The organism is Enterococcus sp. AZ050 (assembly GCF_051715085.1).
Lineage (GTDB): Bacteria > Bacillota > Bacilli > Lactobacillales > Enterococcaceae > Enterococcus > Enterococcus faecalis.
In genome coordinates this window covers 1,590,513-1,616,452 of sequence record NZ_JBIOTC010000001.1, presented here as the reverse complement: position 1 = coordinate 1,616,452, position 25,940 = coordinate 1,590,513, and the positions used below count along the sequence as shown (strand labels likewise).

The window sequence follows — 25,940 nt, the reverse complement described above, 5'->3', positions numbered from 1 at the left end:
AATTGTCTTAAGATTTAGAAAGAACTTGGACATAACCCCCAGGTTCTTTTTTCTAATTTATTTTTACCCACAAGATAAAAAGCGACCAAAAAATTGGTCGCTTTTTAAATACCTCCATGGTAGTTCACTTGCTTCATAAAATGTAGAGTCACGGTATAAAGCCAATTTGCGAGGACCGATATTACAAAAATAAGCACCATTCAGATCTTTACGACAAATAATGCGGATCGGTCTTAGTTGTGCTAATGTTATCACGGATTTTTTTCAAGGAATCGGCATTTTGATCAAAATTGTGATACATCGTATTTGTGTATAAAATATCCATTACCGTTAAGTAACTAATCCGTGAAGCCAAGGATTCCGCACGAAACAAGCCTTCTTCGGTGACGACAATAATTGCTTCGTCGGACAAGCCTGCCAACTCTGAACCGCTGTTACCGGTTAACGTAATCATTTTTGCGTTGGTTTTTTTAACTTGTCGTGCTAGGTTGATTGATTCTTTGGTTTTGCCTGAATGGGAAAAAATAAACACGCAATCTTCACTGGTTAATTTTGTGACAAAACTTAACTGCATGTGGTAATCAAAAATGTAGTTGCATCGATAGTTGGTCCGAATGAATTTATGGAAACTATCAAAAGCCACAATAGAGGAGCCGCCTTGCCCAAAAAAGTGAAGCGTTTTGGCAGAGTACATCAAAGCCAACACGTTATCTAACAGCTCTTTTGTTAAGAACTGTGTGGCGTTACTGAGGGAATAAATATTGGCTTGTAAGACTTTTTTAGCAATCGTAATACTATCATCATCTGGTGAAATATCATCGGCGCCATTCACGCTATTGACGTTTTGAAAAGTCGGCTGATAATTAGAATTTCTGGCGATATCAATTTTAAATTCTTGGAACCCAGAATAGCCAATCTTTTTTACAAATTGATATACGGAAGATTGGGAGACGCCAATTTCGTTGGCCAGACTTTCTAACGTCATTTGTGTCAATAATGATTCAGAATGAACAAAGTAATCGGAAATTTTCTTTTCTGTGAGGCTCAAATTCGGTTTTTTGATCCGAATCCGTTGATCCAAATAGTGGTTTTTCATTAACACGTTCCTCCAATCTTATTTTTTAAAAATAGAATGAATGCCTTTTCATTGTTGGTATAGACTGATTATAGTGGAAAAAGAGGACAAATACAATTTCTCTTTTTCTCCACAAAAAAGAAATTCTTTAAAAAAAGCCCAAAAAAAATAAATAATCTTTTTTCTGAAAAATGAAGGGGTCTTGAAAAGACTTCTCTCAACTAAAGAAAGTAGCCAGTAAAAAGAACGTGATACCAAGAGATTTACTTGTGTTTTTTGTATGAAAGCTCCTTAAAAATAAAAACGTTTTACCTTTTGAGTAGGCAAGATTTTTGCTAAAAAATAAAAAATATTTTTTTAATTAGTGTAATCGTTTACATTATTTTTTTTATCCTTTATGATTGAAGTATCAAAAGAGGCAGGTGAAAGAAAAATGGACATTGGCTTTATTGGACTTGGGAAAATGGGTTTGAACATGGCATTAAATGTTCACGAACAAGGCTGGCCCATTATTGGCTTTGATGTGACAAAGGAAGCAAGAGCGACTGCTAGAGAACAGGGTCTTTCCGTTGTAGATTCGTTGTCAGAATTGTTGAAAGCGCTTAACAAAAGGAAGGTGATTTTTTTAAGTACCCCCGCTGGTCAGATTACCAATCAATTAGTGGCAGAATTGGTAGAGCAATTAGCACCAGAGGATATCATTGTGGATAGTGGCAATTCAAATTTTCATGATAGTGTCGCGAATGCTCAGCTTGCTGAGGAAAAAGGAATTTATTTTATTGATTGTGGTACTTCTGGTGGCATCAAAGGAGCGCGGGAAGGAGCGTGTTTAATGGTTGGCGGTGCGCCTGAAGCTGTCAAGGTGTTAACCCCATTTTTTGAAGATTTAGCTTGTGAACAAGGGTATCTTTATGCTGGAAAATCAGGAGCTGGTCACTATTTGAAAATGGTGCATAACGGGATTGAGTACGTCATGATGCAAGCCATGGGCGAAGGATTCAATTTATTAGAAGCTGCTGAATATGATTTTGCGTTGGAGAAAGTAGCCGATGTGTGGAATCACGGCTCGATTATTGAAGCTCGCTTGATGGGCTTAGCGAAAGAGGTTTTTGCGGAAAATCCTACGTTAGCCAATCTAGAAGGGAAAGTTGCAGCAAATGGCGAAGCCAAATGGATGATTGAAGAAGCATTACGTTTGGAGATGCCCGTCCCAACGACAGCGTTGTCCTTATTTACTCGAAATGAAAGTATGCTAGCAAATCATTTTTCAAACAAAGTGGTCGCTTCTTTGCGACAAGGATTTGGCGGGCATGAAGTCGTAAAAAGTCAGTAAAGGAGTTTAGTCATGTTAAAAAAACAAAAAATTGCCATAGTGAATTCCAGTAGTTTTGGTCAAATTTTTCCTGAACACTTGACGCGCTTAGAAAAAATAGGCACCGTGAAGCATTTTACAGTCGACAGTGAAATTGGTGGCAAAGAGTTAGCGGAACGTTTACAAGGATATACGATTATTATTGCTAGCGTGACGCCATTTTTCACGAAAGAATTTTTTGAACATAAAGATGAATTGTTGCTGATTTCTCGCCATGGTATTGGGTATAACAACATCGATTTAGACGCTGCAAAACAGCACGATACAATTGTTTCCATCATCCCAGCTTTAGTAGAACGAGATGCCGTGGCGGAAAACAATGTCACAAATTTACTAGCTGTTTTACGGCAAACCGTGGCTGCAGATGCCAGCGTTAAAGCAGATCAATGGGAAAAACGAGCGAATTTTGTCGGTCGGACATTATTTAACAAAACTGTGGGTGTCATTGGTGTTGGGAACACAGGAAGTTGTGTCGTGGAGACGTTACGAAACGGATTTCGCTGTGACGTGTTAGCGTATGATCCCTATAAATCCGCCACTTATCTGCAAAGTTATGGAGCCAAAAAAGTAGACTTAGATACGTTGCTAGCTTCAGCAGACATCATTTGTTTATGTGCTAATTTAACTGAAGAAAGTTATCACATGATTGGCTCGGCGGAAATTGCCAAGATGAAAGACGGCGTCTATCTTTCCAATAGCGCACGAGGCGCCTTGATTGATGAAGAAGCCATGATTGCCGGTTTACAATCGGGCAAAATTGCTGGGCTTGGGACAGATGTTTTAGAAGAGGAACCAGGTCGGAAAAATCATCCTTATCTTGCGTTTGAAAATGTAGTAATGACGCCGCACACCTCCGCTTATACCATGGAATGCCTGCAAGCGATGGGAGAAAAATGCGTGCAAGATGTGGAAGACGTGGTGCAAGGTATTTTACCTCAACGGGCAGTGCAAGAAGTCAGTCGTTACGTTAGTTAAGAAGGAGGAGGAGCATGTTAACTGATTTAAAAGTGAAAGTTGGACCGCAATTTTATCGTTACCACGAAGGCGCCTTAGCTTCGGTGCCGTCACTTTTCAAGGAATATCACGCCCAACGAATTTTGGTGGTGCATGGCACCGTATCCTTTGAAAAAGCTCAGCCATTTTTGCCCTTCTTGGCAGATTCAGAGTATCAATTCTTCTATCACACTTACACAGGAGAATGTAGTTATTTTGGCGCCGAACAAATTTCACAGCAAATAAAGGAACACCAGATTGACTTTCTTCTGGGAGTCGGCGGCGGTAAGTTAGCCGATTTAGTGGGCTACAGCGCCCATTTAAACAATCTGAATTTTGGCTTGGTCCCTACTTTGGCTAGTAACTGTGCGCCGTGGACACCGTTAGCTGTGATGTATCAAGAAAATGGCGCGGCCGAAGGCAAAACGGAACATTTCTTTCGCCAAGCTGCGTTTTTAATCACTGATCCTAAGTTGCTTCTTGATGCGCCCCGTGATTATTTTGTCGCTGGTTTAGCTGATACGTTAGCGAAATGGTATGAATCAGAGACCATTTTACGCCAAGCCCATTTGCAAGGGGAACCCTTTTTACAATTAGCGGGAGCGACCGCCAAGCTTTCGCAAGAAGCGATTATGCGGGACTCAAAAGCAGCCTTAGCAGCGATGGACGAGGGCAAACTCACGCCTGAATTTGTCCATCTTTCAGAAATTGTTTTCGCCGTTTCCGGATTAGTCGGCGGCTTCGGTGACAAATACGCCCGCAATGCAGCAGCACACGCCATGCATGATGCTATGAGTAAATTTTTACCAAAAAGTCATGACTATTTACATGGCGAAAAAGTAGCTTACGGCATCTTCTATCAATTAGCATTGGAAAAAAGGTGGGCCATCATAGACGCATTAATCCCTTTTTATCAAGAGCTAAACTTGCCCATGTCGTTACGACAAATGGGCCTTTACCCAGAAGAAGCAGTACTCGATGCAATGGTTCAATTTATTGATTCAAAAGAAAAGGTTCATTTAATTCCTATTGAGATTTCGGAAGAACGTTTACGTCAAGGGATTGAAGAGCTAGAAAAGTATATCCAAAACCAAGGATAAGAAGGAGGAACTATGGAAACGTTAAGTGTTTTACAAAGTTTGATAATGGCGCTTTGGGTGGCAGCAATTATGTCCAGATGGCTTGGAGGAGGAGCAACGTTAACGTTGCGTTTCTCGCCCTTAATGACAGGGTTAGTAGCAGGTTTAGTGATGGGCGATGTCCCGAAAGCGATGATTGTCACCGCAGCATTACAAATGATTTACATGGGTGTTTTTTCACCAGGTGGCTCTATGCCAGCAGAACCATCAATTGCGGCAGCGATTGCTGTGCCAGTTGCGTTGCTAGGGGATTTGAAGCCGGAAGCGGCTATTGCCGTAGCGGTTCCTGTCGGTCTTTTAGGAAGTTATTTATATCAATTCCGTTTCTTTATTAACACGTTTTTAGGGAAGTATACCGATCGTGCGGTGGCTGAACTAAATTCTAAAAAAATTGCCCGCTCAATTATCTGGTATCCAACGATTGCCTCATTTATTTTATTCGTTCCATTAGTCTTTTTTGCTCTTTATTTAGGGGCACCAGTCATTGCCGATATTATTAAAGCATTAGAAGGAACCGTTGTGATTCACGTGTTAGAAGTAGTCGGTGGTGGTTTAGCCGCAATTGGGATTGCGACAACGGTCTATGTCATTGGTCGAAAAGATTTCTTGGTTTTCTTTTTCCTTGCATACTTCATGAGTATCGTCTTTAAGTCATTGGAAATTACCATGGTAACGTATGCCATCTTTGGCGTAATTATTGCGTTAATTTTTGTGCAAGTCCAAAAAGGCAAACCTGTAGCAGAAAGTGCTGGTTCCGCCAGTGCCACCACTGATTTTGATGATGATGACGATTACGATGACGGGTTTTAAAAGAAAAAGGAGGAACTGAAATGACGGAAACAACAGAAAAAGTCGTGCCGAAAACAACGAATTTAGCACCAGAAGAAATTACCAATAAAGATGTTACAAAAGCCTATCTCCGTTGGCATTTTGCCAATGAAATCCCCCATTCCTTTGAACGTTACTTGGCGCCTTCGTTATTGTACGCAATGATGCCACTTTTAAAGAAATTATATAAAGACGATGAACAATTAAAAGCCGCTTATATGCGTCAATTGCTGTTTTTCAATACGCAATTAAGTTGGGGCGGCGGGGTCATTACTGGGCTGATGGCTTCCATGGAACAAGAGCGGGCCAAAGAAGAACATGAAGGCCGCGAAATCATGATGCAAGATGATTTAATGTATAACACCAAAGCTGGATTGATGGGCGCGTTAGCGGGGATTGGTGATGCGATTGACTCAGGCACGGTTCAATATATTTTTATTGCGATTGCGGTGCCGTGGGCGCAACAAGGTAGCGCATTAGGTGCGATTTTCCCATTTGTGGCGTTTGCCCTTTATCAAGTACTGTTAGGTGTGTTCTTTGCGAGACAATCCTTCAAAATGGGGCGGAATGCCACAGGCTTAATGCAAAGTGCGGGGATTCAAAAAGCCATTGAAATGTTATCTGTTTTAGGGTTGTTCATGATGGGAATTTTAGCTGGTAATTATGTCAAAGTTTCTTCAACCCTTCAATTTAAACTTTCTGGCCGTGAGTTTGTGGTCCAAGATATCCTTGATCAGATTGTCCCAGGACTCTTGCCGCTAGCTGTCGTAATGGGCGTGTATTGGTTCTATACGAAAAAAGGCTTGAAAGTTACGCAAGCATTATTGTGGTTAACAGGTATCTTAATTGTCTTAGCAACAGTCGGTATTTTATAAAAAGAAAAGGACGTGAATCAGATGGGCGTAGTAAATTTAGCAAGAGTAGATGAACGATTAATTCATGGACAAGTGATGGTGACCTTGTCCCAAAAAAGTGGCGTTAATTCCATTTTCGTTGTCGATGAAGTGGTGGCAAAGGATAAATTTATGCGTGATTTATACAAAAGTGCAGGCAGTCGGACAGGACAAAAAACCATTGTCATTACGCCGGAAAAAGCTAAATTTTATTGGGATGAATACCAATTCAAAGAGTACAACTGTATTTTAATCGCTAAAACCGTCTCTGTAATTTATGACTTAGTAAAACACGGAGTCCCTATGAAGGAGTTAAACATCGGCGGTATTGCACAGAAAAATCCAGAAAAAGATTTATTAGTAACCAAATCAGTTTATTTAAACAAAGAAGATGCTGAAAAATTAAAAGAACTACATGAGGTGTATGGCGTAGAAGATATTTATTTCCAAGCAACGCCTTCTGCACCAAAAACTAGTTTAAAAGAGGTTTTAGGCAAATTTAATTTATAAAAAGGCCAGTCGCTTGAGTCATTGCATGACTGTTTGAAGTAATGACTCAAGCCACTGAATTGAAGGAGGAACTTTTATGTTAGGGATTGTGATTGCTACACACGGTGCACTAAGTGACGGTGCGAAAGACGCAGCTACCGTGATTATGGGCGCAACCGAAAATATCGAAACTGTTAATCTAAATAGTGGAGACGATGTCCAAGCACTAGGCGGACAAATTAAAACAGCGATTGAGAACGTCCAACAAGGGGATGGCGTGTTGGTCATGGTTGACTTATTAAGTGCGAGTCCTTACAATCAGGCAGTTTTAGTGATTAACGAACTCGAACCAGCACTACAAAAGAAAATCTTTGTGGTGAGTGGTACCAACCTACCAATGGTCTTAGAAGCGATAAACCATCAATTATTGGGCACACCGATTGCTGAAGCGGCGCAAGCGATTGTTGCGCAAGGCAAAGAAAGTGTGCAAGCATGGGATATTTCTATGACTTCCTTTGAGGACGAAGAGGATGAGGACGATGATTTTTAAGAATGTAGTAAAGGGTGAAAGCAATGAAATGGGGATTTAGATGGTACGGAGCGGCAGGCGATGCCATTCCGTTAAAACATATTCGACAGATTCCAGGAATTACTGGCGTTGTCGGTACCTTGTTAAATAAACTACCAGGTGATGTTTGGACAGTAGCCGAAATTCAGGCACTTAAACAATCGGTGGAACAAGAAGGATTAGCACTTTTAGGAATTGAAAGTGTCGCTATTCATGACGCCATTAAAGCGGGGACGGATCAACGAGACCACTATATTGATAATTATCGCCAGACGTTGCGTAACTTGGGGAAATGCGGAATTTCCTTAGTGTGCTATAGTTTCAAGCCTATTTTTGGTTGGGCTAAAACGGACTTGGCGTATGAGAATGAAGATGGCAGCTTATCGTTGTTATTTGATCAAGCTGTGGTAGAGAACATGCAGCCAGAAGACATGTATCAATTAATTCACAGTCAGTCAAAAGGATTCCGGTTACCAGGTTGGGAAGAGGAGCGTTTGCAACAATTTCAAGAATTGAAAGCCATGTATGCCGGCGTAACAGAAGAAGATTTGGTCGAAAATTTGCGCTACTTTTTAGAACGTGTGATTCCTGTCTGTGAAGAAGAAAATATCAAAATGGGGATTCACCCCGATGATCCACCTTGGGAAATTTTTGGTTTGCCAAGAATCACTAAAAATTTAGCGGATTTAAAACGGATCCTTTCCTTGGTGGACTCACCAGCAAATGGGATTACATTTTGTACAGGTTCCCTCGGTGCGGACCCGACGAATGATTTGCCTACTATGATTCGTGAAATAGGTCACAGAATTAATTTTGTTCATTTCCGCAATGTGAAGTATTTAGGTGAGCATCGTTTTGAAGAAACGGCGCATCCGAGTGTCGCTGGTTCGTTAGATATGGTGGAATTAATGCAAGCACTGGTAGACGTAGGGTATGAAGGCGTTATTCGCCCTGACCATGGGCGGGCAATTTGGGATGAAAAAGCGATGCCTGGTTATGGTTTATATGATCGAGCAATGGGGTTGACCTATATTCAAGGACTGTACGAAGCAACCAAAGCCAAACAAAATAGGAAGTGACAGAATGGAAACAAAAGTTGAAAAAAATCAACTGTATCAACAATTAGCGACATGCAAACTTTTACCACTATACACTGCAACAGATTTACGCTATTTGCCACAAGTAGAATCAGTCTTAGTAGAAAACGAATTACCGTTTATTGAAGTCACTTTTCGGAGTCAGCTGGCCTTGCCTGCCATCAAACAACTTGCTGCTTCAGGGAATTTAATTGTGGGTGCAGGAACTGTTAGAACCTTGAAAGAAGCCCAAGAGGCAGTAGCGAACGGTGCACAGTTCATTGTTTCACCAGCGATTGTTCCAGAAGTCATTGATTTTTGTCTGGCAAATGAGGTTCCTATTTTTCCAGGAACAGCTACGCCTGGGGAGATTCAGCGAGCGCTGGCGTATGGCTTACGAGTGGTTAAATTTTTCCCAGCCGATATTTACGGCGGGTTAAAAGCCATCAAAAGTTTAAGTGGCCCGTTTTATGATGTTCAATTTTTACCAACTGGTGGGATTGATGAAACAAACTTTATAGAGTATGTGGAAGCCAAAGAAGTATTAGCAGTGGGCGCCTCCTTTATTTTATCGGAAAAGATGCTTCAAGAAGATGAAGCTTCGGCACGCCAGCATGTTCAATCTTTACTCACGAAAATCAAAGAACGACAAGCAAAATAAAAAGATGAGGTCGGGACAGAAGCGTTTAACTCCGAGAAATAAGAAGGAATTTCCGAAAATTGTTCTGTAATTTTTGGAGAATTTCGGCTTATTTCCGAAGGAGTTGCTTCTGTTCCCGCCGTTTATAAGTTTTTGAGCGTGGAGCAAAAATCCAAAGTGATTTTTGTCCCACGCTCTCTTTTTTTTTCTGTCCAAATGTTACTGACATTATTTTAGTTTTCATTTTGTAAAAATAGTATAGGAGAAAAGCAATCAGTTATGTATAATTAGTGAAAGAAGGTTGCGTGAAGTAAAAATAAAAAGGAGAGCAAAGGATGTTAAAAAATGTAGAAGTGTTCTGGCAAAACTTTTTAGATAAACATGAATTAGATATGTTGATGCCCGATGTGTGGATGTTTGGTGATGGCTCTTCTGAGATGGGTAATCGTTTGGGTCAATTGGTTGTTTCTGGTCGTAAGACAGCGACATGTTCTTCTTTAGATATTTATAAGATGGAAGAAGAACAACTCCCTAAAGCTGGTCAATACGACATAATTTTAGATGGTCAGTCTCAACCTCTGGCTATTATTCGAACAACCAAAGTTGAAATTATGCCCATGAATAAGGTCTCAGAATCTTTTGCGCAAGCGGAAGGTGAAGGAGATTTGACGTTGGATTATTGGTATGAAGAGCATGCGCGGTTCTTTAAAGAAGAACTGTCCCCCTATCAGTTACAATTTTATCCCGACATGTTATTAGTTTGCCAAAGTTTTGAAGTGGTGGATCTTTATACAGAAAAAGAATAGACAGAGAAGCGGTGACTGACACGATTGAAACGAGCAGTTGTCGCTTTTTTTTACTGATTTTTTGAAAAAGTTGCGTATGTTTATATAGACAGGGTGATAGAAAAAAGATGTGTATTTTAAGTGTCGAGGAAAAGATGGTACAATAACCTAAGGAATACTAACAAGGAGTGAATGTTATGAAAGAAGAATTTTCATATGAAATTTTAGAAGAAGTCGCTGTGTTATCTGAGAATGCTCGTGGCTGGCGTAAAGAATTGAATTTAATTAGTTGGAATGGTCGTCCACCAAAATTTGATTTGCGTGAGTGGGCCCCTGATCACGAAAAAATGGGTAAAGGCATCACCTTAACCAACGAAGAATTTGCTGAATTAAGCAAAACAATTAAATCCATGTAAAAGGAGCACCCTGTCAATGAAAAGTATGACTGGATTTGGAAAAAAGACCATTCAAAATGAAAATTATCAATTGGATATCGAAGTCAAAAGTGTTAATCAGCGGTTTTTAGATATTCAATTGCGTATGCCAAAGGAACTGAATGCCTATGAACTGGTGATTCGGCAAGTAATCAAACGCACGTTAAAACGTGGACGTGTGGAAGTCTATGTAAATCTCCAAAAAATCGGCAACAATCAAAAAGAAGTGCGCGTGCAGTGGGACTTAATTGATCAATTATTAACTTCGGTAGATCAACATTTAAAGGAAAACTATCCGGAAGCAACGTTTGATGCAGGGGACACGGTCAACCATTTATTAAAGCAAAATGATTTTGTCGAAATAGTGGAAGCAGAAATTGCTGATCAGACATTTGAACCATTTCTTGTTCAAGCATTTGAAGCAGCCATCGCTAGTCTTGACCAAAGCCGTGTGCAAGAAGGAACGCAAATTAAACAAGTCCTGCTTGACTATGTAGCAGTGTTGACCCAATCAATTCAAGAGCTGCAAGCGTTTGTGGGCGTTTTTGAACAAGAATACCGTCAACGTTTTGAAGCGAAATTAAACGAATGGTTAGGGAGCCAAGTGGATGAAACACGCTTATTAACAGAAATGGCCATTTTATTGGAAAAAGGCGATATTCATGAAGAATTGGATCGTTTGGATATCCATATTGATAAGTTGCATCAGTTGCTTGACGAAACAGAACCAGTGGGCCGAGAACTAGATTTCTTAATTCAAGAAATGAACCGTGAAGTCAATACGATTGGTTCGAAATCAAGTCCAATTGAAATAAAAAATAGTGTCGTTCAAATGAAAACAACCTTAGAAAAGATTCGGGAACAAATTCAAAATGTCGAATAGAGAAAATGGTTTCGTGTTTTTCCAGAAAACGCTATAATATAGAAGTAACGAATAAATGACAGAGGTGAAAGCAATGACTAAATTTTATGATGTAACCTTTCAAGAATTAAGTGGTCGTTCTGTGGTAAAAACAGAAGTCGCTTCAGACAGAGAACCATTTGACGTCTGGCAAGATGCTTGTGCAAGCTATTCTGAAACAGAATTAAATATCCAAATTAACGAAGACATGTTTGTTACTTTGAATCGTCACTTTGTTGTTCGCATTGACGTGAAAGAAGTTGACGGCCCTGTCGACAAACAAGTTCGTCGTCGCGATGAATTGATGAACGTGGTCAATACGCTTTCTAATATGGGCTTATAAAAAATACCACCAAGCATTTCACGCTTGGTGGTATTTTTTTTAATTAGAATAAAAGAAACAAGCCAACGGCGCATAGGAAAGAAAGAACTGCGGCACTTAAAAAGATTGTCCGCATGGATGCAGTTTTACTGCTTTCTTTGCCGTGTTTTTTCTGACGTTCTAAACGTTTTTGAAGCTGACGGGTAATTACTGAGAAGATTAGCCCGAAAAGGACTAAAACACTTGTGGCAATCGATTTGGGAATAAAATGATTCGGTTCTGCAACGGTGGTATCCCCAGAACGTTCGTTTGATTCTGACGCAGCTTCCGCTGTTGTTTGTTTTGGCTTAACTTCTTGGTAAGCCACTTTAGGCGCTTGAACAGTACTATTTAACAATGTCAAAGGCGTGTCGACTTGCACCTGCCCTGCTACTAATTTAAAAGTAGGCTGACTGCCTTTGGGAACGACACCGTATAAATCGTTAGCCAAAGTGACTTTTTTGTGATCAATGGTTTGTGGTCCTTTGTCTAAAAGTTTTTTGCGTTCGTATGTCGTATAGGCATAGTCCAGCAAAGCATTCCCAGCCACATGCCGTTCGTATTCACCATCTTGGTTTTGCCAATTACCAACGCCTAAAATGACTTCAATTAAACGGAAATCTCCTTGTTTGACAGTCGCAATATAGTTAAAGCCGCCTGTTGGACTAGAGCCTGTTTTTAAACCATCCACGCCTTGATAACCATACTTAGCGCCTGGTAAAGAATAATTGTACGCTTCAAACGTTTCCTCGTAAGGCGTGCCGACCATTGTTTTCACCACTGGTTTATTGGTGATTTCTAAAATTTCTGGATAATTTTTCAGAAAATGATAGGTTAGTGAAGCTAAATCTCTAGCTGTAGAGACGTTATCGCCATTTGGGTCAATTCCTTGCATTTGATACAGGCCGTTAAAGGCACTTGCTTGCGCTCCACTGCAGTTGTAATAGGTAGTATTTGTCATCCCTAATTCAGCCGCTTTTTGATTCATTAAATGAACAAAGTCAGTAGGCTGGTTCCCTGAAATTAAGTTTGCCAACATGAGAGTCGCCACATTAGAAGAGGGGACAGCAATCATTTTTAACAGTTCACGGACTGGATAAGCAACACCTAACGTAATTTTGTTATTACTAATGGCATATATTTTAGAAATATCGACATCTTTTTGCGTAGCAGTCACAGTCGTATCCATTGTAAATTTTCCTTGCTCCATTGCTTCAAAGGCCAAGTACATGGTCATCACTTTGGCAATACTGGCAGGATTCCACGCTAAATCTGGTTGCTGCGACCAGAGAATTTCTCCAGAATCAGCATCAACAACGATGGCTGCTTTGGGAATGCCATCCGCTTTCAGGGTTGTCCCCATTTTTTTAGCAATTGCGGTAATATCTTCTTCTGCGTGAGTCACAGTAGGTTGGGCAAAAAAGGCCCCACAACTGACAACTAAGCCTAGCAGAAACAATGTAAATAGTTTAATTCGTGCGATGTTTCTCAGTCCTTTCTTATTCACGTTTTTTCATCCTAAAGGAGTCATCACTTCATTTTACTAAAAAAATGGCTGCCTGTATAGGAATTCTAGGTAATTTGTTTAAAAAAAGAACAAGTTATGAAAGCCAAATTAAAGAAGAAATGTTATTTTTTCAGTGAATCTCCAAGAAAGTCTTGAAAATTGCAGAAAAAAAGTGCAAAATAGAACTAATACTGTGAAATTATGTTTTGAAAGGAAGTCGTTATGTCAGAGCGCGGGTTATTAATCGTATTGTCAGGTCCTTCAGGAGTGGGGAAAGGGACTGTAAGAAAGGCTATTTTCGACAGTGAAGAAAATGATTTTCAATATTCAATCTCAATGACCACTCGGAAACAGCGAGAAGGCGAAGTGGATGGAGTAGATTACTATTTCCGTTCAAGAGAAGAATTTGAAGCGATGATTGAAGCTGGAGAAATGTTGGAATATGCGGAATATGTTGGTAACTATTATGGGACACCATTAACGTATGTTAACCAGACGCTAGATGAAGGCAAAGACGTCTTTTTAGAAATCGAAGTCCAAGGGGCTAAACAAGTCAAAGACAAAGTGCCTGATGGCGTATTTATCTTTTTGACACCCCCCGATTTAGCGGAATTAAAATCAAGAATTATTGGCCGCGGAACAGACGAAATGTCTGTGATTGAAGAACGAATGGCTGTGGCCAGAGAAGAAATCGAAATGATGGCGCTGTATGATTATGCGGTAGTGAATGATGAAGTTCCTTTAGCCGTGCAACGAATTAAAGACATTATCGCGAGTGAGCACTTCCGTGTTGACCGTGTAATTGGAAAATATATTAAAATGTTAGAGGAGATGTAGCCTTATGATGTTAAAACCGTCAATTGACTCATTATTAAAAGAAGTCCCTTCAAAATATTCTTTGGTTATTTTAGCAAGCAAACGTGCGCATGAATTAGATGAAGGCGTTCAACCAACCGTTGAATCCTTTGATTCTGTAAAAAGTGTAGGTCGTGCGTTAGAAGAAATTGAAGCAGGAACAGTGATCAGTGATCCAAATCCTGAAGAAAAACGCGAACGTCTACGCATTGAACGTGAAGAACGCAAACGCCAACGTGAACAAGAGCAAAAAGAATTAGAAAACCGTTTACGTGACGAAAAAAATTAATTGAATGAAAAACAAGTCTATGATTGAAGCTTTCTTCAAGTAAAGGCTTGTTTTTTTTTGTGATTGCAAATGTTGTGGGATGACTTTTGTGGTATACTGTTTTTGTAGATAAGTTATGACGGTGGCTACTTCTGGAAGGTGGTGGTGCTTATGAGCATAAGTACTGAAATCTATGAAAGGGGAAAGCCGTATTTGTCCGCATTAGATGTAATCGGACTAATTTTCGACTTTGGTTTATATACCATTGCGTTGATTAGTTTGGTTGTCACTTTGCTAAAAAAAGACAAAAAGAAATAACCAGTCATAAACTTTGAACGGTTAACTGGTTATTTCTTTTTAATTAAGTAAAAACTAAGTTACTGTCATGATTCTACAGTTAGAGAGATGGACCAACATTTCTCTTTCAAAATGATTATACCATAAAAAAATGTAGAGTGCTAACACTAGTTAGCAGTGTAAGTTTTAAAGTATTTTAAGAGGATTACTAAAAGCTACTTTCTTAGATCATTTGTTTAGGAAAGCTAGCTTTTTATATTTTAAGGGGAAATTAACTAAGCTTAACAACAGCGAGACACACAAGACAAATCAGTCAATCTTTAGTACAATAGGCAAAGAGAATTTACATAAAAAGGAGGACGCACCATGCAAAAAGTAGCCAAAGTTATTGTGGATGTACCAACGATGCAAACCGATCAACCATTCACTTATTTAGTTCCTGAAAATTTAAATGAGCAATTGGCTGTCGGCATGCGTGTAGAAGTGCCTTTTGGTAACGGTAATCGGCATGTTCAAGGGTTTGTTTTAGCCATTGAACCAATGGCTGCAACGGTTCTTGACGAAACCAATGTTCAGTTGAAAGAACTAGTGGCGGTGTTGGATTTAAAACCTGTTTTAAATACAGAAATGTTGGCTTTAGCTGATTATATGAAGGAAAAAACGTTTGCTTTTAAAATCACTTGTTTGCAAACCATGTTGCCTAGCGTAATGCGTGCCGATTACCAAAAATATATTTATTTAACGGATGAGCTTTCTGAAGAATTACAAGATCAGTTATTTTATGGTTTAGAGGAAATTTCGTGGGACCAAGCGCAAGAACGTGGGCTTTTGCCTCAACTAATGGCGTTGCGTAAACAGCAAAAAGTCGATATTCGCTACGAAGTTACGACGAGAAATAAAGTCAAAATGGTCCGCTTCATTCAAGCCGCTAAGGAATTTGAACAATTAGAGGAAATTCGTTTGGGTTTACGCAAGGGAGCTAAGAAGAAAGAGCAACTTCTTTACTATTTACAACGCTTAGGCACTGAAAAAGTCACCGCTGTGAAGGAAATGAAAGAATTAGGTTTCAGTACCGCGCTTTTAAATGAAGCGGCCAAAAACGGCTGGTTAACGTTCATTGAAAAAGAAGCGTATCGTGATCCGTTTGCTAATCAGACGTTTGAAAAAACGACTGCGTTATCTTTGAATGCAGAACAACAGGTGGCTGTGGAAACAATCTTACAATCGGTCCAAGAACAGCAAAGCCAAACCTACTTATTGGAAGGTATTACAGGAAGCGGGAAAACAGAAGTTTATCTACAGGTCATTGCAGAAGTTCTTAACCAAGGCAAAACAGCCATTATGCTTGTCCCTGAAATTTCTTTAACTCCGCAAATGGTGCAACGCTTTAAAAGTCGCTTTGGCGAACATGTTGCTGTAATGCACAGTGGCTTATCGCAAGGTGAAAAATACGATGAGTGGCGGAAGATTGAACGAGGAGAAGCGGAAGTGGTGGTTGGCGCGCGTTCTGCCATTTTTGCGCCAATCGAAAACATCGGTGTGATCATTATTGATGAAGAACACGAGGCAAGTTATAAACAAGAAGAAACCCCCCGCTACCACGCGAGAGATTTAGCGATTTGGCGTTCGGAGTACCATCATTGCCCTGTTGTTTTAGGCAGTGCCACGCCGTCCTTGGAATCACGCGCTCGCGCACAAAAAAATGTTTATCAGCGGTTACGGTTAACACAGCGTGCCAATCAAGCGGCAACCTTGCCTACGATTGATGTAGTGGATATGCGGCAAGAAGTAGAAAATGGCAATGTCTCTTCTTTTTCCATGTCGTTGCAAGAAAAACTCCAAGAACGCTTAGAGAAAAACGAACAAAGTGTTCTCCTACTTAATCGCCGTGGCTATTCGTCATTTGTGATGTGTCGCGATTGTGGCTATGTGTTGCCGTGTCCGAATTGTGATATTTCCTTGACTTTGCATATGGATAGTAAAACAATGAAATGTCATTATTGTGGACATGAAGAACGGATTCCTTATCGCTGTCCTAACTGTGGCCAAGATAAAATTCGCTACTACGGAACAGGCACACAAAAAGTAGAAGAAGAATTACAAACGTTGTTACCAGACAGTCGTATTCTCCGAATGGATGTTGATACGACCCGTCGCAAAGGTGCGCATGAAAAGATTTTGCGAACATTTGGTGAAGGACAAGCGGATATCTTATTAGGCACACAAATGATTGCCAAAGGACTGGACTTTCCAAATGTGACGTTAGTCGGTGTCTTAAATGCTGATACCGCCTTGAATTTACCCGATTTTCGTTCCAGTGAACGGACCTTCCAATTATTGACACAGGTCAGCGGCCGCGCTGGTCGCGCTGAAAAACCGGGGGAAGTCATCATTCAATCTTTTAACCCCGAGCATTATGCGATACAATTGGCAAAAGCCCAAGATTATGAAGATTTTTATACAAAAGAAATGTATATCCGCCATCGTGGGGATTATCCGCCGTACTATTTTACGGTCCAAATTACGGCTAGCCATCCTGAAGAAAATGAAGCAGCGAAACAAATGTTTCAAATTGCGACGAAATTAAAACAAGGCTTATCGCCGCAAGCTATTTTGTTGGGACCAACGCCTAACGCAATTATGCGTGTCAATAATCGATACTTTTATCAAGTGATTATCAAGTATAAACAAGAACCAATGCTTCAACCATTATTGAAAGAAATTTTAACCGATACACAACGAGCAACGGCTCGTGGCTTAAAGCTTTCCATTGATGCAGAACCCATGAATTTTATTTAAAAAATACAGCTTTGAAAGGAGCACTTATGCGCTATCCAGTTGTGATTCACCCGAACGAACACTTAAAAATGAAGGCTCAACCTGTGACGATTATTACCGATGAAATTGTGCAGTTACTAGAGGATATGTATGAAACAATGCTGGCCCATGATGGGATTGGCTTAGCAGCCCCGCAAATTGGTAAAAATTTGCAAATGGCAGTGATTGAAATCGATGAAGAATCTGGTCGTTTTGAACTAATTAATCCAGTGATTATTGAAAAAAAGGGAACCAGTATTGATGTGGAAGGCTGTTTAAGTATTCCAGAAACATATGGAACCGTTGAACGAGCAGATGAAGTGACTGTCCGTTATTTTGACCGTGAAGGTGAAGAAATGGAAGTTACGGCTTACGGCTATTTAGCTCGAGCTTTTCAACACGAAATTGATCATTTGAATGGCGAGTTATTTATCGATAAAATGATTGAGAAAATTGCACCAGAAGATTTAGAAGCGTATATGGAGGAACATTTTGATGACTAAAATTGTATTTATGGGCACACCAGCCTTTTCTGTTCCGATTTTAGAAAGTTTAATCGAGGCAGGCTATGACGTTCAAGCGGTTGTCACGCAACCAGATCGACCAGTTGGCCGAAAAAAAGTGATTACCCCAACGCCTGTCAAAGAAGCAGCTTTAAAACATAACTTATTAGTCTTACAACCAGAGAAAATTTCAGGTTCTCCTGAAATGGAAAAAGTGATTGACTTAGCACCAGATTTAATTGTGACAGCAGCCTTTGGGCAATTTTTACCAGAGAAAATCTTAAAAGCGCCCAAACTAGGTGCAATTAATGTCCATGCCTCACTTTTACCAAAATATCGTGGCGGCGCACCTGTACATTACTCGATTATTGAAGGAGAAAAAGAAACAGGCGTCACGATTATGGAAATGGTGAAAAAAATGGATGCTGGCGCGATTTTAGCGCAACGTGCAATTCCGATTACGAAACAAGACGATGTAGGCACCATGTTTGAAAAATTAAGCATTCTAGGAAAAGAACTTTTATTAGAGACGTTACCTAAGCTAATTGCTGGTGAAATCACGCCTATTCCACAAGTGGAAGAAGAGGCTACTTTTTCACCCAATATTACTCGGGAACAAGAACGAATTGACTGGCAAAAAACTGCTGAGGCAATTGATAACCAAGTGCGTGGTATGCGTCCTTGGCCAACAGCGTTCACAACCTATCAAGGGACTAACTGGAAAATTTGGGCAGTGACACCACTGACTGAAACAACAACTAGCGCCCCAGGAACGATTATCCAGCGTAGTAAAAAAGCGCTATGGATTGCTTGTGGTGAAGGGACAGTCCTTCAAATTGATCGCCTGCAACCAGCAGGTAAAGGTCAATTAACGATTCAAGAATTTTTAAATGGCGTTGGTCAAAATGTCGCAGAAAAAGATAAGGTGGACTAACAAAAATGGCTGAAAAAATCCCCAAGAAATTAAAACGTTCTGTTCGATACGTTGCTTTAGAAACCATCGAACGTGTGGATAAAGGTGGGGCGTACTCCAATCTTTTACTTAATGAAATGATGACAAAATCAGAACTAAGCGAGAAAGATGGCCGCTTGTTTACAGAACTTGTCTACGGCACAATTAGTCGCAAATTATTGTTGGAATACTACTTAACACCATTTGTTAAGAAACCGCAAAAAGTCGATAATTGGGTGAAAAATTTATTGATTTTATCGTTATATCAATTACTTTATTTAGATAAAGTGCCTGATCATGCAGTCATTAATGAAGCGGTTGAAATTGGCAAACGTCGTGGCAATCCTGGGATTGGTAAATTCGTGAATGGCGTGCTGCGGGCGTTCCAACGAAATGGAGCACCTAGTTTGGCCGCAATTAGCGATCCAGTTGATCGTTTAGCAACGGAAATTAGTATGCCACGTTGGTTAACAGAAAAATTACTTGCCCAATTAGGCGAAGAAGAAACACGGCAGTTGGGTTTGTCGTTATTTGAAAAAAGCCATGCGAGTGGCCGCGTAAACACACGGTTTATTTCACGAGAAGAAGCGCTGGAAGAATTACAAGAAACAGGGATTGCCGCGAAGGAAAGTCAACTTTCCCCTTATGGTGTTGTCGCTGAAAAAGGCTACTTAGCTGGCAGTGAACTGTTTATTAACGGTTGTTTAACCATTCAAGATGAAAGCTCTATGCTCGTGGCTCCAGCGATGCAAATTGAACCGCATCATCGTGTCTTGGATGCTTGTGCGGCTCCTGGTGGCAAAACGACTCATATCGCAACTTTTTTAGAGGCTGAAGCAGGTGGTCGTGTGACCTCTTTAGATATTCATGCGCACAAAATTAAGCTAATTAATGAAAATGCGCAACGCCTCCATGTGGCGGATGTCGTCCAAGCCGAAAAGCTTGATGCGCGACAAGTGGCCGAAGAATTTCCCGCAGAAACCTTTGATCGGATTTTAGTTGATGCGCCATGTTCAGGCTTAGGGCTGATGCGCCGTAAACCAGACATTAAATACCATAAAACGGCCAATGATTTTCAAAATTTACCTAAAATTCAGTTAGAAATCTTAGAAAGTGTTGCCCCAACACTAAAACAATGGGGTATAATGGTCTATAGCACTTGTACTATTACGCCAGAAGAAAATCAGGAAGTGGTGGCAGCCTTTTTAGCCAAACACCCTGAATTTGAAAAAATTGAAATTGTTGCAAATGAAAACGTCCAAGCAGTAGTAAAAGAGCAAGAACTGGTTCTGTATCCCCATCAATACATGACAGATGGCTTCTTTATTTGCTGTATGCGGAAAGTTAGTTCAAATGAGGTGAAATAATTTGGAAATCAACGTTCAATCAGATGTCGGTCGCAAAAGAAATACGAACCAAGATTATGCCAACGTTTTTGAGAACCAACAACACATAACCTTTGCTGTTTTAGCAGATGGCATGGGTGGTCACCAAGCAGGTGATGTGGCTAGCCAAATGGCAGTCAATAATTTAGGTGAGAGTTGGTCCAATGCGTCTGTCGACTCAGCTGAAAAATCTGCACAGTGGGTAATTCAAGCAATTCAAAAGGAAAATGAAAAAATTTATGAACGCGGACAATCGAAACCAGAGTATTTAGGAATGGGGACAACCGTGGTTGGTGCCATCCTTTTACCGGATTCATTTGTCTTAGCAAATGTGGGGGACAGTCGTGCTTATTTAGTTCGTGACCAACACATGTTACAATTAACAGAAGATCATTCTTTAGTGAATGAACTAGTAAAATCAGGGGAGATTACTCGTGAGATGGCTGCAAATCATCCACGAAAAAATGTCCTAACACGTTCTTTGGGAATGCCTGGCACTGTCGAAGTCGATGTAACCAATCATGAATGGCTGCCTAATGACTATTTACTGTTATGTTCGGACGGCTTAACCAATATGGTTCCTGAGACAAAAATTTTAGAAATTTTAGAGACGTCAGATCCCTTAGAATCCAAATTAAGCCAACTCGTTGCCCAAGCAAATGAAGCGGGTGGTTTAGATAACATTACCGTGTTAGTGATACACTTTGACGAACAGAAGGAGGAAAACCAATGATAGAAATCGGCAAGAAGCTGAATGGTCGATATCACATTATTGGCAGCATCGGAAGCGGCGGCATGGCCAACGTCTATTTAGCACACGATTTAATTTTAGACCGAGACGTTGCAGTAAAAGTCTTGCGCTTTGACTTCCAAAACGATCAAGCCGCCATCCGACGTTTTCAGCGTGAAGCACTAGCCGCAACTGAGCTGGTTCACCCGAATATCGTCAGTGTGTACGATGTAGGCGAAGAAGATGGACTACAATATTTAGTCATGGAATATGTGAAAGGAATGGACTTAAAACGTTACATCCAAACGCATTTCCCAATCCCTTATTCCACAGTTGTGGACATTACGCAACAAATTTTATCTGCTGTCGCAATGGCACATGAACATAGAATTATTCACCGGGATTTAAAACCGCAAAACATTCTGATTGACGAACACGGCACAGTCAAAATTACTGACTTTGGGATTGCGATTGCCTTGTCAGAAACGTCAATTACGCAAACGAACACAATGTTAGGTTCGGTGCATTACTTATCGCCAGAACAAGCGCGCGGAAGCATGGCGACCAACCAATCAGATATTTACGCTGTGGGAATTATTCTCTATGAAATGCTAACAGGGAATGTACCTTTTGATGGTGAATCAGCCGTAACGATTGCCTTAAAACATTTTCAAGAAGAAATTCCCTCTGTTAAAATGTTTGATCCAGGGATTCCTCAATCATTGGAAAATGTGGTTCGTCATGCAACCGCAAAAGACCCAAGCGATCGCTACAAAACAGCGAATGAGATGGCAGAAGACTTATACACGTCCTTGTCAGCCAGTCGTTTAAACGAACCTGCGTGGGAACCAACGGCTTTATTAGGAGAAACGAAAGTATTAACTCCGATTCCCGAAGACATCGCTGAACCGGAAGAGACAACGCCTGTCGAAGTCCCAGAAGATATCGCAGATGACATTTTAGCTGAACAACCACCGAAGAAAAACCGTAAAAAATTGTGGATTGGCTTAGCAATTGCGGCATTAATTGCTTTAGCAATAGGTGGCTTAGCCTTTGCAATGTCGGGTGGTAAAGATGTTGAAGTTCCTGATGTTACAAACGAAACGAAAGCGGACGCTTCACAAGCGCTACAAAGTGCTGGGCTGAAAGTCGATAGTGAAACCAAAAAAATTCCCGATGATAAGATTGAAGAAGGCAAGGTGGTCAAAACAGACCCCGAAGCAAAATCATCTGTGAAAAAAGGCCGATCTGTTACTTTATACATCAGCTCTGGAACAGAAAAAATTGAGATGGCCGATTATACAAACGAATCGTATGAATCTGCTGTCGAAGCCTTGAAAAAACTAGGGTTTTCAGAAGATCAAATTACAACGAAAAAAGAATACAGTGATTCTGTGTCTACGGATAGCATTATTAAACAAAAACCAGCTGCAGGTAAAAAAGTTGATCCGAAAAAAGACAAAGTCACTTTAACGGTCAGTGAAGGACCAGAAGCGGTTACTTTGCCTAGTTACGCCGGTTATTCTTACGAAAATGCAGTAATTGCACTGAAACAATTAGGCATTTCTGACTCTCAAATTACGCGTGTCGACCAAGCAAGCGATACGGTAGAACCAGGTTTAGTCATTACGCAAGACCCCGCACCAGGTGGGACCGTGACACCTAAAAATGGCCAAGTGACGTTATATGTAAGTAAAGGTAGCGACAAAGTGACACTTTCTGATTATAGCGGAATTTCTTACGATAATGCGGTAAGTCGCTTAATTGCTTTAGGTATCCCAGAATCTCAAATTAAACGAGTGGACGAAGAAAGCGACAAAGTTGAAAAAGATACCGTGATTAGTCAAGAACCAGCTTCTGGTACCGCTGTTGATCCGAAAAATGACACGATTACTTTACATGTCAGCAAAGGCAGCGACTCAGTAACTGTTCCCGATATTTCAGGTTATTCGCCAAAAGCTGCAGAAGACAGCATCAATAACGCTGGCCTTAAAATCAATGAACAAGGATTATCTGGCTCTGGCGATGGCCAAGTCGTTGAACGAACTAGCCCATCCGCTGGCAGCAAAGTCAAAAAAGGCGACGCTGTTACAGTTTATTATTCAAAAGCAAATGATTCAAAAAGCACCACTAGTGAAAGTAGTACGAGTAATTAAGACAAGAGGTTGGGACAGGAGTGTTTAGCTTCAAGAAATAAGAAGAAATTTCCGAAAGATGCTTTTCGTCTTTCGAGGAATTTCGGCTTATTTCTGAAGAAGCTGCTCCTGTCCCGCCGTTTATCTTAAGATTTAAGTCTAGGAAGGTAAGTCATTTCGACTTATGTCCTAGGCTCTTTTTTAATTAATAGAATCGAGAGGCTCCCTTGATTTCTCTGCCACTATCCTGTATATTCGAAAGTAGTTAGGAGTGGTTTATCTGAAAGGTCAAATCAGAAAAGCGTTAAGCGGTTTTTATTATGTATACGCAGATGGAGAAACATATCAAACAAGAGCGCGAGGGAATTTTCGTAATCGAAAAATTACGCCACTCGTGGGAGATGAAGTACTTTTTGAAAGCGATAATTTAACAGATGGTTATGTGTTGGAAATTTTATCAAGACGAAATGAATTAGTGCGCCCGCCTGTTGCAAATGTGGATCTAGGCGTGGTTGTCATGAGTATGGTTTCGCCAAATTTTTCGTTTAATTTGTTGGATCGTTTCTTAGTCAGCTTAGAGTATAAGGATATAGAACCAGTTATTTATTTAACGAAAGTTGATCTATTAGATGAGCCGCAACGTCAAGAAGTCACTGAAATTAAACAGATTTATGAAGCGTTAGGTTATGCGGTAATCGCTTCGGAAGACGTAGAAGCCATCAAAGAATTAGAACGCTTTTTCCCAGAACGGTTGACTGTTTTTATGGGACAATCAGGCGCTGGAAAATCAACATTGTTGAATCAAATTTCACCAGAATTACAACTAGCAACTGCGGAAATTTCCCAATCTTTAGGACGGGGCAAACATACGACCCGTCACGTGGAGTTGATTCCGTTATACGACGGTTTGGTTGCTGATACACCAGGATTTAGTGCCATCGATTTCTTGGAGATGGAAGCAGTGGAATTACCAAAGCAATTTCCTGAATTTGTTGCCGCAGCCTCTCACTGTAAGTTTCGTGAATGTATGCACCACAAAGAACCTGGCTGTGAAGTGAAACGCCAAGTGGAAGCGGGAACCATTGCGACGAGTCGTTACGAAAATTATTTACAGTTTTTAATGGAAATCGAGAATCGACGACCTGTTTATAAGAAAAAATCATAGCAAATATAAAGGGAGCGAGCCAAATGAAACTAGCACCATCCATTTTAAGTGCCGATTTTGCCAATTTAGAAAGAGATATCCGTTTAGTAGAAGAACTAGGAGCAGATTATATTCATGTTGATGTCATGGACGGTCAATTTGTGCCCAACATTACCTTAGGACCGAATATCGTTTCAGCGATTCGTCCAGTGACAAAACTACCATTGGATGTTCATTTGATGATTGTACAACCTGAAAATTATATCAATGCCTTTGCGGAAGCCGGTGCGGATATTATTACTGTCCATCAAGAAGCAACACCCCATATTCATCGTGCCTTACAAATGATTAAAAATGCGGGTGTGAAAGCTGGCGTAACCATCAATCCTGGGACACCACTTTCGATGATTGAAAATGTATTAGACTTAGCAGACCAAGTCTTGGTAATGACTGTCAATCCAGGCTTTGGCGGACAATCATTTATTGAAAACTCACTAGAAAAAATTGCTCAATTAAAAGAATGGAAAGAAACAAAAGGATACACCTATGAAATTGAAGTCGATGGCGGGATTGTTCCTGAAACTGCCGCACGTTGTAAAGAAGCCGGTGCAGAAGTGTTTGTTGCAGGCTCCTACATTTATAATGCTGAAAATCCTCAAGAACGAATCGATGCACTGAGAGCAGTGCTAGACAAATGAGTCGTGTCTTACTGGTAGCTGGCGGCAATCCAAGTGATTGGCCAACCATTGAACCAGCTACGTATGATTATTTCGTAGGTATTGATCGCGGCTGTCTCCATTTATTAGAGGCCGATTTACCGTTACAATTAGCGGTGGGTGATTTTGATTCATTATCACGAGAAGAATACCATTTTGTCCAAAAAACTGCCGAAACACTCATTCAAGCACCTGCTGAAAAAGATGATACAGACACACAATTAGCGCTTCAAGAAGCTTTACAACGATTTCCACAAGCAGAGATGACGATTATCGGTGCGACAGGGGGCAGAATTGACCACCTGTTAGCCAATCTTTGGTTACCCTTTGAACCACGATTTCAAGGCGTACTTCGCCAAATCCGTCTATGCGATCGTCAAAATAGCATCCAGTATTACGCCCCTGGTTCGTATATCGTACCGAAAGAGCCAGATAAAGAATATCTGGCCTACTGCTGTTTGACGCCTGTAGAAAACTTGACGCTACGACGCAGTAAATATTTATTAACCAATCAAGATGTTCCTTACCCAACATCGTATGCAAGTAACGAATTTATCGAAGAAGCCGCTGCTTTTTCCTTCGATGCAGGGATGATTGCGGTTATTCAAAGTAAAGATAAGTAAAAAGAGGTTGAACCTTCAGCACTTTGCTGAAGGCCCAACCTCTTTTTTTTTGCAATAAAAAAAGCCGAACAACGAACGTCCAGCTTTGCTTATTTAAGTTTATTAAACACGTTCGATTTTACCAGATTTCAAAGCACGAGTTGACACCCAAACTTTTTTAGGTTTACCATCGATTAATACGCGAACTTTTTGTAAGTTAGGTTTCACAGTGCGTTTTGTTGAGTTCATCGCATGTGAACGGTTATTACCACTTGAAGTCTTACGACCAGTGAAGTAACATACTTTTGCCATTTTAAGTTTCCTCCTTTGCCTTGATCTTGGAGCGATAATATTCAGCTCATACTAACTTAATTTATCATATTAGGCACTGATTTGCAAGAAGATTTTTAGTGACTAACAACAAAAGTAGCTTGTCAGGTGATAGTTTTTCATTGTCTGATTTTAAATACTTAAG

Annotated in this window: 28 protein-coding genes; 25 read left to right on the top strand and 3 right to left on the bottom strand. The window is 40.4% G+C overall.

What is annotated here, in order from left to right:
• Positions 1-208 precede the first annotated feature (208 nt).
• The gene (locus IGJ04_RS07875; protein ID WP_002383224.1) at positions 209-1,096 is read right to left on the bottom strand and encodes a MurR/RpiR family transcriptional regulator; all 888 of its coding nucleotides are present in this window, start codon (positions 1,094-1,096) and stop codon (positions 209-211) included.
• A 376-nt stretch (positions 1,097-1,472) separates the two neighbouring features.
• Between IGJ04_RS07875 and gnd the strand changes: the two genes are divergently transcribed.
• From gnd to IGJ04_RS07810, 13 genes are all read left to right on the top strand, one after another.
• A complete protein-coding gene (gene gnd, locus IGJ04_RS07870) occupies positions 1,473-2,408 on the top strand; it encodes a phosphogluconate dehydrogenase (NAD(+)-dependent, decarboxylating) (RefSeq protein WP_025188761.1) in 936 nt (311 codons plus the stop codon).
• A 12-nt stretch (positions 2,409-2,420) separates the two neighbouring features.
• Positions 2,421-3,422, top strand: a complete 1,002-nt coding sequence (locus IGJ04_RS07865; RefSeq protein WP_002375530.1) for a D-isomer specific 2-hydroxyacid dehydrogenase family protein — start codon at positions 2,421-2,423, stop codon at positions 3,420-3,422.
• A gap of 14 nt (positions 3,423-3,436) precedes the next feature.
• On the top strand, positions 3,437-4,540 hold the full coding sequence (locus IGJ04_RS07860; protein WP_002401114.1) for an iron-containing alcohol dehydrogenase family protein: 1,104 nt from the start codon (positions 3,437-3,439) through the stop codon (positions 4,538-4,540).
• Between the two features lie 12 nt (positions 4,541-4,552).
• Positions 4,553-5,389, top strand: a complete 837-nt coding sequence (locus IGJ04_RS07855; RefSeq protein WP_438840101.1) for a PTS mannose/fructose/sorbose/N-acetylgalactosamine transporter subunit IIC — start codon at positions 4,553-4,555, stop codon at positions 5,387-5,389.
• A 20-nt stretch (positions 5,390-5,409) separates the two neighbouring features.
• The gene (locus tag IGJ04_RS07850) at positions 5,410-6,282 is read left to right on the top strand and encodes a PTS system mannose/fructose/sorbose family transporter subunit IID (protein ID WP_002354903.1); all 873 of its coding nucleotides are present in this window, start codon (positions 5,410-5,412) and stop codon (positions 6,280-6,282) included.
• Positions 6,283-6,303: 21 nt separating this feature from the next.
• Positions 6,304-6,810, top strand: a complete 507-nt coding sequence (locus tag IGJ04_RS07845; protein ID WP_002354904.1) for a PTS system mannose/fructose/N-acetylgalactosamine-transporter subunit IIB — start codon at positions 6,304-6,306, stop codon at positions 6,808-6,810.
• A 76-nt stretch (positions 6,811-6,886) separates the two neighbouring features.
• A complete protein-coding gene (locus IGJ04_RS07840; RefSeq protein ID WP_002354905.1) occupies positions 6,887-7,339 on the top strand; it encodes a PTS sugar transporter subunit IIA in 453 nt (150 codons plus the stop codon).
• A 23-nt stretch (positions 7,340-7,362) separates the two neighbouring features.
• On the top strand, positions 7,363-8,436 hold the full coding sequence (gene uxuA, locus IGJ04_RS07835; protein WP_425134928.1) for a mannonate dehydratase: 1,074 nt from the start codon (positions 7,363-7,365) through the stop codon (positions 8,434-8,436).
• A gap of 4 nt (positions 8,437-8,440) precedes the next feature.
• Entirely contained in the window at positions 8,441-9,094 is a 654-nt protein-coding gene (locus IGJ04_RS07830; protein WP_438840100.1) for a bifunctional 4-hydroxy-2-oxoglutarate aldolase/2-dehydro-3-deoxy-phosphogluconate aldolase, read from the top strand.
• Positions 9,095-9,408: 314 nt separating this feature from the next.
• Entirely contained in the window at positions 9,409-9,879 is a 471-nt protein-coding gene (locus IGJ04_RS07825) for an ASCH domain-containing protein (protein WP_010713713.1), read from the top strand.
• 176 nt (positions 9,880-10,055) lie between these two features.
• Complete coding sequence (locus IGJ04_RS07820) at positions 10,056-10,274, top strand: YdbC family protein (protein WP_002381076.1); 219 nt, start codon at positions 10,056-10,058, stop codon at positions 10,272-10,274.
• A gap of 16 nt (positions 10,275-10,290) precedes the next feature.
• Positions 10,291-11,175, top strand: coding sequence for a YicC/YloC family endoribonuclease (locus tag IGJ04_RS07815; RefSeq protein ID WP_002383232.1), 885 nt, complete (start codon positions 10,291-10,293; stop codon positions 11,173-11,175).
• Positions 11,176-11,230: 55 nt separating this feature from the next.
• Entirely contained in the window at positions 11,231-11,536 is a 306-nt protein-coding gene (locus IGJ04_RS07810) for a hypothetical protein (RefSeq protein ID WP_438840099.1), read from the top strand.
• 43 nt (positions 11,537-11,579) lie between these two features.
• On the opposite strand, the gene IGJ04_RS07805 is transcribed toward IGJ04_RS07810, so the two are convergent.
• Entirely contained in the window at positions 11,580-13,061 is a 1,482-nt protein-coding gene (locus IGJ04_RS07805; protein ID WP_438840098.1) for a DUF1958 domain-containing protein, read from the bottom strand.
• 222 nt (positions 13,062-13,283) lie between these two features.
• On the opposite strand from IGJ04_RS07805, the gene gmk reads away from it, so the two are divergent.
• From gmk to IGJ04_RS07745, 12 genes are all read left to right on the top strand, one after another.
• A complete protein-coding gene (gene gmk / locus IGJ04_RS07800; protein ID WP_002354915.1) occupies positions 13,284-13,898 on the top strand; it encodes a guanylate kinase in 615 nt (204 codons plus the stop codon).
• Positions 13,899-13,902: 4 nt separating this feature from the next.
• A complete protein-coding gene (rpoZ, locus tag IGJ04_RS07795; RefSeq protein WP_002354916.1) occupies positions 13,903-14,205 on the top strand; it encodes a DNA-directed RNA polymerase subunit omega in 303 nt (100 codons plus the stop codon).
• 150 nt (positions 14,206-14,355) lie between these two features.
• The gene (locus IGJ04_RS07790) at positions 14,356-14,502 is read left to right on the top strand and encodes a putative holin-like toxin (RefSeq protein WP_002383235.1); all 147 of its coding nucleotides are present in this window, start codon (positions 14,356-14,358) and stop codon (positions 14,500-14,502) included.
• 345 nt (positions 14,503-14,847) lie between these two features.
• On the top strand, positions 14,848-17,280 hold the full coding sequence (gene priA / locus IGJ04_RS07785) for a primosomal protein N' (protein WP_002365371.1): 2,433 nt from the start codon (positions 14,848-14,850) through the stop codon (positions 17,278-17,280).
• A gap of 26 nt (positions 17,281-17,306) precedes the next feature.
• Entirely contained in the window at positions 17,307-17,801 is a 495-nt protein-coding gene (def, locus tag IGJ04_RS07780) for a peptide deformylase (RefSeq protein WP_002371656.1), read from the top strand.
• Positions 17,794-18,735, top strand: coding sequence for a methionyl-tRNA formyltransferase (gene fmt, locus IGJ04_RS07775; RefSeq protein ID WP_002368448.1), 942 nt, complete (start codon positions 17,794-17,796; stop codon positions 18,733-18,735). The genes def and fmt overlap by 8 nt, the downstream gene beginning before the upstream one ends.
• 5 nt (positions 18,736-18,740) lie before the next feature.
• A complete protein-coding gene (gene rsmB / locus IGJ04_RS07770) occupies positions 18,741-20,120 on the top strand; it encodes a 16S rRNA (cytosine(967)-C(5))-methyltransferase RsmB (protein WP_002354921.1) in 1,380 nt (459 codons plus the stop codon).
• Position 20,121: 1 nt separating this feature from the next.
• Entirely contained in the window at positions 20,122-20,871 is a 750-nt protein-coding gene (locus IGJ04_RS07765; protein WP_438840097.1) for a Stp1/IreP family PP2C-type Ser/Thr phosphatase, read from the top strand.
• The gene (gene ireK / locus IGJ04_RS07760; RefSeq protein ID WP_010713716.1) at positions 20,868-23,024 is read left to right on the top strand and encodes a serine/threonine protein kinase IreK; all 2,157 of its coding nucleotides are present in this window, start codon (positions 20,868-20,870) and stop codon (positions 23,022-23,024) included. Before IGJ04_RS07765 ends, ireK begins: the two co-directional genes overlap by 4 nt.
• A gap of 250 nt (positions 23,025-23,274) precedes the next feature.
• Positions 23,275-24,168, top strand: a complete 894-nt coding sequence (gene rsgA, locus IGJ04_RS07755) for a ribosome small subunit-dependent GTPase A (RefSeq protein WP_438840096.1) — start codon at positions 23,275-23,277, stop codon at positions 24,166-24,168.
• A 23-nt stretch (positions 24,169-24,191) separates the two neighbouring features.
• A complete protein-coding gene (gene rpe, locus IGJ04_RS07750) occupies positions 24,192-24,845 on the top strand; it encodes a ribulose-phosphate 3-epimerase (protein ID WP_002354925.1) in 654 nt (217 codons plus the stop codon).
• Positions 24,842-25,486, top strand: a complete 645-nt coding sequence (locus IGJ04_RS07745; RefSeq protein WP_002408349.1) for a thiamine diphosphokinase — start codon at positions 24,842-24,844, stop codon at positions 25,484-25,486. Before rpe ends, IGJ04_RS07745 begins: the two co-directional genes overlap by 4 nt.
• Before the next feature lie 102 nt (positions 25,487-25,588).
• Here the strand turns inward: IGJ04_RS07745 and rpmB are convergent, their stop codons facing one another.
• A complete protein-coding gene (rpmB, locus tag IGJ04_RS07740; RefSeq protein WP_002354928.1) occupies positions 25,589-25,777 on the bottom strand; it encodes a 50S ribosomal protein L28 in 189 nt (62 codons plus the stop codon).
• Between the last annotated feature and the right edge of the window lie 163 nt (positions 25,778-25,940).

Coding starts and splice junctions, on each gene's coding strand:
- IGJ04_RS07820 (WP_002381076.1), top strand. CDS start 10,056: ATGAAAGAAGAATTTTCATATGAAATTTTAGAAGAAGTCGCTGTGTTA.
- fmt (WP_002368448.1), top strand. CDS start 17,794: ATGACTAAAATTGTATTTATGGGCACACCAGCCTTTTCTGTTCCGATT.
- IGJ04_RS07860 (WP_002401114.1), top strand. CDS start 3,437: ATGTTAACTGATTTAAAAGTGAAAGTTGGACCGCAATTTTATCGTTAC.
- IGJ04_RS07815 (WP_002383232.1), top strand. CDS start 10,291: ATGAAAAGTATGACTGGATTTGGAAAAAAGACCATTCAAAATGAAAAT.
- IGJ04_RS07865 (WP_002375530.1), top strand. CDS start 2,421: ATGTTAAAAAAACAAAAAATTGCCATAGTGAATTCCAGTAGTTTTGGT.
- def (WP_002371656.1), top strand. CDS start 17,307: ATGCGCTATCCAGTTGTGATTCACCCGAACGAACACTTAAAAATGAAG.
- uxuA (WP_425134928.1), top strand. CDS start 7,363: ATGAAATGGGGATTTAGATGGTACGGAGCGGCAGGCGATGCCATTCCG.
- ireK (WP_010713716.1), top strand. CDS start 20,868: ATGATAGAAATCGGCAAGAAGCTGAATGGTCGATATCACATTATTGGC.
- IGJ04_RS07810 (WP_438840099.1), top strand. CDS start 11,231: ATGACAGAGGTGAAAGCAATGACTAAATTTTATGATGTAACCTTTCAA.
- rpmB (WP_002354928.1), bottom strand. CDS start 25,777: ATGGCAAAAGTATGTTACTTCACTGGTCGTAAGACTTCAAGTGGTAAT.
- IGJ04_RS07830 (WP_438840100.1), top strand. CDS start 8,441: ATGGAAACAAAAGTTGAAAAAAATCAACTGTATCAACAATTAGCGACA.
- rpe (WP_002354925.1), top strand. CDS start 24,192: ATGAAACTAGCACCATCCATTTTAAGTGCCGATTTTGCCAATTTAGAA.
- gnd (WP_025188761.1), top strand. CDS start 1,473: ATGATTGAAGTATCAAAAGAGGCAGGTGAAAGAAAAATGGACATTGGC.
- IGJ04_RS07875 (WP_002383224.1), bottom strand. CDS start 1,096: ATGAAAAACCACTATTTGGATCAACGGATTCGGATCAAAAAACCGAAT.
- IGJ04_RS07840 (WP_002354905.1), top strand. CDS start 6,887: ATGTTAGGGATTGTGATTGCTACACACGGTGCACTAAGTGACGGTGCG.
- gmk (WP_002354915.1), top strand. CDS start 13,284: ATGTCAGAGCGCGGGTTATTAATCGTATTGTCAGGTCCTTCAGGAGTG.
- IGJ04_RS07825 (WP_010713713.1), top strand. CDS start 9,409: ATGTTAAAAAATGTAGAAGTGTTCTGGCAAAACTTTTTAGATAAACAT.
- rpoZ (WP_002354916.1), top strand. CDS start 13,903: ATGATGTTAAAACCGTCAATTGACTCATTATTAAAAGAAGTCCCTTCA.
- IGJ04_RS07745 (WP_002408349.1), top strand. CDS start 24,842: ATGAGTCGTGTCTTACTGGTAGCTGGCGGCAATCCAAGTGATTGGCCA.
- IGJ04_RS07855 (WP_438840101.1), top strand. CDS start 4,553: ATGGAAACGTTAAGTGTTTTACAAAGTTTGATAATGGCGCTTTGGGTG.
- IGJ04_RS07850 (WP_002354903.1), top strand. CDS start 5,410: ATGACGGAAACAACAGAAAAAGTCGTGCCGAAAACAACGAATTTAGCA.
- IGJ04_RS07790 (WP_002383235.1), top strand. CDS start 14,356: ATGAGCATAAGTACTGAAATCTATGAAAGGGGAAAGCCGTATTTGTCC.
- priA (WP_002365371.1), top strand. CDS start 14,848: ATGCAAAAAGTAGCCAAAGTTATTGTGGATGTACCAACGATGCAAACC.
- rsmB (WP_002354921.1), top strand. CDS start 18,741: ATGGCTGAAAAAATCCCCAAGAAATTAAAACGTTCTGTTCGATACGTT.
- IGJ04_RS07845 (WP_002354904.1), top strand. CDS start 6,304: ATGGGCGTAGTAAATTTAGCAAGAGTAGATGAACGATTAATTCATGGA.